Raw genomic sequence first — 7,638 nt, forward strand, 5'->3', positions numbered from 1 at the left:
AAACGGGCGGACATGTTTACGAAGCTTCTGTCTGAAGTGGATACTCTTTTCCGGCCTTTGACTGATCAGATGGAAATCATTGTAAAAAAGACGGGCACCGATTACCGGAGCTACAGTGAGGAGGAAAGAAAAACAGTTGCCATGGCTCTTTCCACCGCCGGTGTGGTGAAGGCGGTGCTTGATACGCCTATTCTTACCAAAGCAGGGGCCGTGACGGAGGAATCTCTTGCCACCTATGAAAAGGTGGAAGCATTTCTGCCAAAGGCACAGTCACAGGTGAAGGCATAATGCACTTTCCCTGCATTGCCTGCGGCCTCTGCTGTGAAAATGCCCGCTTTGTGCCGGAGCTGCAAGACTTTCTGGATGAAAGAGGGCAGTGCCGTTTCTTTGACAGGGAAACGAAAAAATGCCGCATCTATCACCGCCGCCCTGCCATCTGCAGCACAAAGGCCATGTATGAGAAGAAATTTCATGGCACCATGAGTGAAAAGGACTATGTGCTGGCCAATCTTCGTGTGTGCCGTGCGCTGAACCTTGCTTCCGGAAATAGAGACAATGCGGCAAGAATCAGTAAAATTATAGAAGAAATTAAGGAAAACGATGATTAAAACATGGAGGCCCCTGACACAGTCATTCTGAGCGGCGGCGAAGAATCTCGGTACGCGCCGTTGGTTTTCGAAAATTGATCATATGCTGGTTTTTGCCGATGTCATCTCAAGCGGAGCTGCATGTTGGTATGGGTGGTAAAGGATTGGGGTTTATTGAGGCACTGAGCTGAGAGATCTCTTTCCCCAATGCGGCTTGTACCATTTGGGGCGTGAGATTTCGGTGATCCGCTCATTTAAGGATCAATCAGTGTTTTCCGGGAATTCCTGTAAGGAGGATTTATGCGTAAGAAAACAATGGCCGACGGCATACTGGGAATTTCGGCGGCTGCGGCGCTGGCGTCCGCTCCTTTTCAGGAAGGCAGTATGGCTGCGGCAGCCCTGTTTCACCTTTCCTTTGCCGCTTCCGTAGGCGGCTTTGCGGACTGGTTCGGCGTTACCTCTCTTTTCAGAAAACCGCTGGGTATTCCATTCCGGACGAATCTCATTGCCCGAAGCCGGGATAAAATCGTAGCCATGGCCAGGGATATGGTGACGGAAGAAATCCTCTCCGAGCGTCGGCTGAAACGGCTTCTGGTGAACCATGTGCCTTCGGCAGTGGTGGAGCACTGGCTGAAAGAGCATCGGGAAGAGCTGCATCGTATCCTGTCGGAGGGGCTGGAGTCCGCTTTTTCTTCCCTTCACGAAGAATGGCTTTGGAAAATGACGGGAGGCAGTCTGGCCTCCTTTCTTCCGTCCATAGACTGGGCGTCCTGTCTGGCTTCAGTGATGCTTTCCTTTAAAAACTATGAAAAAAAGGAAGAGCTCTCCCAGGCACTGGAGGAGGAAGTGCGCCGTTTCCTGCAGGATGAATTTACCCTGGAGGAAATCGGCAATATTTACCGTGCCGCCTGGGATAACTATGAGGCCCATGGCCCTTTGAATTTCCACCGCCTCTTCCGGAAGGCCCTGAAGGACAGGGATGAGGAATTTATCCGGGGGATTCAGAAAAAGATTTTTGACCTGGCAGATACCCTGGCAGACGGGAACAGCGAAGTGAGGAAAGCTTTAGGCGAAAAGTATGACGGCCTGCTGGAAAAACTGACTACGGACAGCCTCTGGAAGGAAGAGTTGAACCGGAAGATTTCCGGCATGGCGGAAAAGCTTCTGGAGGAAAAAGGAAAGGATTTCTTTCTGAAAGAGTGGCAGAACCGTCATGAAGAACTGGCAGGCCTTCTGGCGGGAAAAATTCTCTCCCGGATAGAAGATGTGCTGGGGGACAAAACGGAGCGGCGCCGGTTTGATGCCTGGCTTCTTTCCCTGGTTCTTCCCCGGCTGAAGGAAATCCATGGAGCCGTAGCCTCCGTGGTGGAGAAAAAGCTTTCCCAGTATGACGGGGAGGCCATGGCCCGTCTGGCGGAGGAAGCGGCATCGGAGGAAGTCGCGGCTATCCGCATGAACGGTTCCCTTTTCGGCGCCCTTCTGGGCCTTGCCTTTTTTGCGGCGGGGGTGATGCGATGAAACGGTATCGGCGGGCAAACCTGCTTATGGGGGTTTCATTTGCCCTGTTTCTTCTTGCTTTCGCAGGAAACCGGTGGAGTGAGTGGCAGGGGGAGACCTGGCTTTCTGTTCTCTATTTTCTGGCCCAGTCCTGCTTCATCGGCTGCGTGGCGGACTACATTGCGGTGGAAGCACTTTTCCGGCGGCCTTTCCACCTGCCTGTAGGCCGGCTGATTCCGGGCAGCAGGAAACGGATCATTCATAAGCTGGGAGAAGTGAACAGCACACTCCTTTCCAGGGACAATCTGCTGAAGAAGGTGGAAGGCTTTTCTGCTTCCCGCCTGGTATTTCAGAGGCTGGAAAACAGGGAGAGGAGAGAGGCCCTGGAAAAGGGACTGGCGGAAAAGGCTGGGAAATGGCTGGTCTCTTTTGTGAAATCTCATCGGCATGATGCGGCTCTGATGGCAAGGAGGGAGGGAGAGAAGCGGCTTTCTGCCTTCACTGCCTTTGCCAGAGGGAAAATCCTTTCTGAAATCAACAGGGAAGAATGGCTGGACAGAATTCTGGAGGAAGCGGAAAAAAGGACAGAGGATGCGGGAAATAGAAAAGCACTGGCCCGTTTTCTGGAGAAAAAGGGCGATGCGGAGGAAAAGGGATTCTTCGGCTCCCTGGCCTATGGCCTGGGAAAATTTTTCGGTGCCATTGATTATGACAGTCTTTCCCATGCAGCCATGGATGCCCTGGGAAGTGAAATCGAAACATGGAAGAAGAAGGATAACCCCTTCCGCCAAACCCTTCTGGCCGGATGGGACAGCATGGTAAGACGGTTTCTGGAGGACGGAGTCACGGAAAAGGCACTGGATGACTTCGGCAGAACCCTTTTTGCCTCCCTGCCTCTGGAAGCCAAAGTGGAAGAAGGGGTGGATCATTTCCTGCAGACCTGGGGCGAAGGGGCGGCTTTTCATGAAAAGCTGGTGCCTCAGATAGAAAGTGCCCTGCACGGGGCCCTTTTAAGCGCCGGAAGGGATGATAATTTCCGGCGCCGCATGGATCAGTTCGCCCGGGATCTGGCGGTGGAAATCATTTCTTACGAGCACGGGTACCTGGCTCCGGCCATGACAGAGGTGCTGGACAGCTTTACAGATGATGAACTGAATGAGTTTGTAGAGTCCAAAGTATGGAGCGAACTGGAAGGCATCCGTATCAACGGTGCCATCGTAGGTCTTCTGGCAGGCTGTTTCTTTTATCTTTTCCTTATAGAAATATGGAGTCCGCTGATTTCAGGAATGGGATGAACGGTGCCTGCAAAACGGCATGGCCCGTTTCCTGAATCAGTTTCGGACCTATGAAGCAGAAATCCGGTCCTTTACAGGCTCTGCTTTCGCAGATTTCATCCTTTTTTGTTGTTGCCTATAGATTTTTTCTGTAATAGAAAAAAGGCTTTATTAAAATCTATTTTTTTCTAATGGTGTATAATTAATGGTGTAAGAAAAGGCCTTGTATAAGGCGGGGGAAAGGGAGTGCAGGTGAAACACCGGTGATCTGTGTTTCTCTGATGAAAGCCTTCAAATTGACAGGACCGCCTCTTTGAGTGCCATGCAGAGGCGGACCGTGGCTTTTGCGCTACGAATGGGATAGCAGTGCGGTATGATAGTCCAAGTCCCCAAAGATGGGGGTTCTGATAGTCCAAAGGAGGAATAGATATGACTATAACCTATGTTCTTCAGGTTCTACAGGCAATGGAAAAAGGGGAAATTCAGGATTCGACCTATATCAAGGATCTGGAGGGGGAACTGCATAAAGCGTTCCGGCGTGTAAGGAGAAGACTGCTCCGCCTGCGCAGCCGTGCCCAGTATGAAATCGGGGAAATGGACCGCGCCAAGGTGTCGGCTACGTCCGGTCATATGGAGGAATTTACCAAGTACTGCGCCCAGGTTCGTAATTTTAATCTGAAGGACTGCGAAGGTCTTCCCGGCATTGAAAGCTTCCTGAAGGAAGGATTCCGGGTGGATGATATGATTGACCGGGCAGATAAGATCGCCAGCCTGGAGACAGTAAGCGCTGCAGCCTATTCGCCCATGGCCCTCGGTTTCGGTCTGCTGGACAGCTTCTCCATTCTGCCGAAGGTGAACATTGACAACAAGCGTTTCCACAGCATGGATATGGCATACATTCATGAACTGATTCAGGAGCTGAACAATTACCAGGAACATGTGCGTAAACTGACGGCCTGCCTGGATGAAATCGGCCAGAAAGCAAGAGAGGAAGCAGACTGCCTCAATGATCTCCATGATTATTTTGTCGACGGCATTGAGGATCTGAAAACCATTCTGGACAGGAAGGGAGAAGACTGGAACCGCTATTCCCAGTCGGAAAAAATGCAGATCGCCCGGGCTATCCAGGTAGCGCAGCTGATTACCATGCTCTTCCCTCATCTCCTCAATGACAAGGGAGAAGTCAGCGAAGACAGCAGAAAAGCCATTGAAAAGGCAAAGAAGGCTCTGGCCTTCCGGGATGCATGAAGGAGCGCGTCTTTCCGTTTCTATGAGCCTTTTTATATGCTATAATAATAAACATAGATAGGCAGGGAATCGCTGATTCATTTCCAAAATCAGTGCAAGATTTCATCAGTGTTTCCCTGGTTCGAACATCAAACTGATTGAAGGGGGAACGAGTCATGTCGATTTCTTTTATTCTGCGAATGCTCGCAGGCGCTGTCAGCGGCAATTCTAATTCCGCCCGTCCTGAAAGCATTAATGGAGAAGTGGAAAGAGCCAAGAGAAGGGCTACGAAAAGAATCAACCGCGCGAAAGTGCGTGCCCAGGATGAGCTGGGTGAGCTGGACCGGGTGCGGATTACCCTCATGTCCGGCGATATGAAAAAATTCACCAGCCTTTTTTCCCAGCTGAAGAATGTGGATTTCCATGACTGCGATACATTAACCGGCCTGGAGCATTTCAATAAGGAACGGAAGAACTGGCGGGAAATGGAAAAGCTTTCTGCCAAGGCCATGAGCGTGGTAACCCTGGCCGGTGCGGTGGATGCAGTGGGATTCGGCGCCGGTGTGCTGGATCAGTATGCCAAGGTACCGGATATCAAAGGCCTTGACCTCTCGGCAGATGGTTCCGATGACATGAAAGCACTGAAGGATATGAGCGCCCGTCTCCAGGGATTCCAGAAGGAAGTCAAGAATATGTGCATCCGCATGCAGCTGGTGCGCCATGAAGCCCGGAAGACGGAAGATGCCCTGCTGGATCTTTCTGATTATTTCGAAGACGGCATTGAGGATATCAAATCTATTCAGAATGATGCCGGCAGCGACTGGACCAAGTATACACCGGCCCAGAAAATCCTTATCGGCCGTACGGCCCAGATTGCCCGCCTGATCCGTGCTCTTTCGGAAATCCGTTTCCTGAACGATGATGCAACCCTTCGTCCGGAAATTCAGGAATCGGTGGATGCAGCAGAAGAACTGCTGGATGAATTGGGAGCCTGATTCCATTCCCTGCATCTGATCTTTGCTATTGTAGAGACTCAGTCCATAGAATTTTATTCTATGGACTAAGTCTTTTTTTTATTCAATAATTTTGAATGAAAGCTTCATGATATTCTATTTGATTTATTTGATAATCTTATATAGATTTAATATATAAGATGTATTACACTAGTATATATTAATGAAAGGTTCACGCAATGCTTACAATCAAGACGGAAGAGGTAACAGACGAAGGCTTTCCCATGGCGGAATTCTGGAAACGGAAGGACACGGTGCTGGTCTGCGGGGGTTCCATTCCCTGCATCCGGGAGGCGTATGTGCTGGCTGTAGAAAAGAATAAAACAGACAGGCTTGCCTATGTGCCGCTGACGGAAGAAGACTATGTGCTGGGAACAGCGGAGGAGCGGATCAGTGAAAAGATTCGCTCCGTTTCCCGAAGGAAAGGGGTAGAAGTCATTATTTTCTACCTGTCCTGCCCGGACATTCTGATCCGCATGGATTTCAAACATATGGAAGAAAGGCTTTCCCGGGAAACGGGAAAGACAGTGCGCTGCTTTTTCCGGGGCCCTTTGGGAAAGGCGGAAAAAGGATATGAGAAGGCGGAGGATTTTGTAAAACACCTGCCTCCCGACAGGGAAGAGGCGGTGGAAGAGGTGCCCCTTCTTCCGCCGCCGGTGGCGGACTGCGCGGGAATCTCCGACTGGTTTATGCAGGAAGGAACGGCCAATATTCTTCTGACCCCTGCCGGCTGCCGAAGCTGCATGGTGCATATGGATATGATGGCGGGGCAGGAGCATGTGTATTACACGAAAACAGAAGAAAGGGACTATGTTTTCGGTATGGAAGAAACGACAGAAACACAGACGGAGGAACTGCTGAAAAGCGGAGAGCTTCATCATTTTGCCCTGATCAGCTCCGCGGTGCCTTCCTTTACGGGCATGGATGGAGAAACCACGGCAGCGCGCATTGCAAAGTCGGCAGGAAAGGAAGGCATTTTCTTTGAGGCTGACGGTTTCCACGACATTCTCTGGGGCGTGAGCCGGGCGGAAAGAAAATGGGCAGAGAATCTCCGGCTTTTACCGAAAGAGGGAAATAAAAAGACGGTGCTGATTCTTGGCTACAGCCCTCTTCTATGTGGGGATATTCACCAGTATGATGCCTGCATCCGTTTCCTGCGAAAAGAGGGGCTTACTCCTCTTTTTTCCGGAAGAAATGAGATGACTGCTCTTCCGTCCCTTCTGTGGGTTGTATCTTCCGCCGGCCTTTCCGCAGCGCAGTATGCTGCGGAATCCTGCGGTATTCCTCTGTTGATTTCCTGCCCTGTGGGAGACCATGCCTTTTCCATGTGGCAGAAGCATGTAAGGAATCTGGTTTCTGCCGGCCAGGGAAAGGCAGTCCTCAAAATCCATAATATGGACATTCCCCATACCAGGAAGGAAAAAGTACTTCTCGTCGGAGATCCGGTCCATACCATGGCCGCAGCTCATGCCCTGTGGCACAGGGGATTTTCCCGCCTGCGTCTGGGTGCCTATGCATGGACTGCAGAAGACAGAAGCCTGTATGAAATGGCGCCGGGATCAGATTGGGTGCGTTATTTTAAAACAGAGGCAGAGCTGGAAAATCTGGGAAAAGAAGCGGATATGGTGGTGGCAGATCCCCTGCTCCAGCCGTTTTTCAAAGGGAAAGAGTTCATTCCTTTTCCCTGGGGTGCTTTGTCGGGAAGAAAGGCACTCCTGCCCGGCGGAGGCATTATGGGGCATGTCATATGGGAAAAACTTCAGAAACTGTAATTCATTACTTGAGAGGAGAAGGGAAAATGAAGAATTGGAAAAAGAAAGTGCTGGCGGGTCTTGCTGTGCTGGCTCTGGCTGGAGCGGCAGCAGGTATTTCAGGATGCGGCGGTGGAAAACAGGAAGCACAGTCTGCATCGGCGGTAAGGACAATAACCGATATTAAAGGAAACCAGGTGACCCTGCCGGAAAAGGTGAGTAAAATCGCTGTTACTCCCATTCCCTGGGCATCCATTGTCTATGCTCTTGACGGCGGCAGTTCAGAAAG

7 protein-coding genes and 1 pseudogene are annotated in these 7,638 nt (G+C 50.9%); all 8 read left to right on the top strand.

Going from position 1 to position 7,638, the window contains the following annotated elements; translation table 11 throughout:
* The coding region (locus ACI4N7_RS04315; protein ID WP_439732137.1) for a hypothetical protein at positions 1 to 288 on the top strand (288 nt) is incomplete at its 5' end.
* Positions 288 to 608, top strand: a complete 321-nt coding sequence (locus tag ACI4N7_RS04320; RefSeq protein WP_439732138.1) for a YkgJ family cysteine cluster protein — start codon at positions 288 to 290, stop codon at positions 606 to 608. The genes ACI4N7_RS04315 and ACI4N7_RS04320, both read left to right, overlap by 1 nt.
* A gap of 279 nt (positions 609 to 887) precedes the next feature.
* On the top strand, positions 888 to 2,105 hold the full coding sequence (locus ACI4N7_RS04325) for a DUF445 family protein (protein ID WP_439732139.1): 1,218 nt from the start codon (positions 888 to 890) through the stop codon (positions 2,103 to 2,105).
* On the top strand, positions 2,102 to 3,379 hold the full coding sequence (locus ACI4N7_RS04330; protein ID WP_439732140.1) for a DUF445 family protein: 1,278 nt from the start codon (positions 2,102 to 2,104) through the stop codon (positions 3,377 to 3,379). Before ACI4N7_RS04325 ends, ACI4N7_RS04330 begins: the two co-directional genes overlap by 4 nt.
* 408 nt (positions 3,380 to 3,787) lie before the next feature.
* Positions 3,788 to 4,606, top strand: a complete 819-nt coding sequence (locus ACI4N7_RS04335; RefSeq protein ID WP_439732141.1) for a hypothetical protein — start codon at positions 3,788 to 3,790, stop codon at positions 4,604 to 4,606.
* A gap of 155 nt (positions 4,607 to 4,761) precedes the next feature.
* A complete protein-coding gene (locus tag ACI4N7_RS04340; RefSeq protein WP_439732142.1) occupies positions 4,762 to 5,580 on the top strand; it encodes a hypothetical protein in 819 nt (272 codons plus the stop codon).
* Positions 5,581 to 5,777: 197 nt separating this feature from the next.
* Entirely contained in the window at positions 5,778 to 7,370 is a 1,593-nt protein-coding gene (locus ACI4N7_RS04345) for a nitrogenase component 1 (RefSeq protein WP_439732143.1), read from the top strand.
* Positions 7,371 to 7,396: 26 nt separating this feature from the next.
* Positions 7,397 to 7,638, top strand: a pseudogene (locus ACI4N7_RS04350) (ABC transporter substrate-binding protein); the annotation flags it as partial.

This window comes from Dialister sp. (assembly GCF_051885895.1).
Taxonomy (GTDB): Bacteria; Bacillota; Negativicutes; order Veillonellales; family Dialisteraceae; genus Dialister.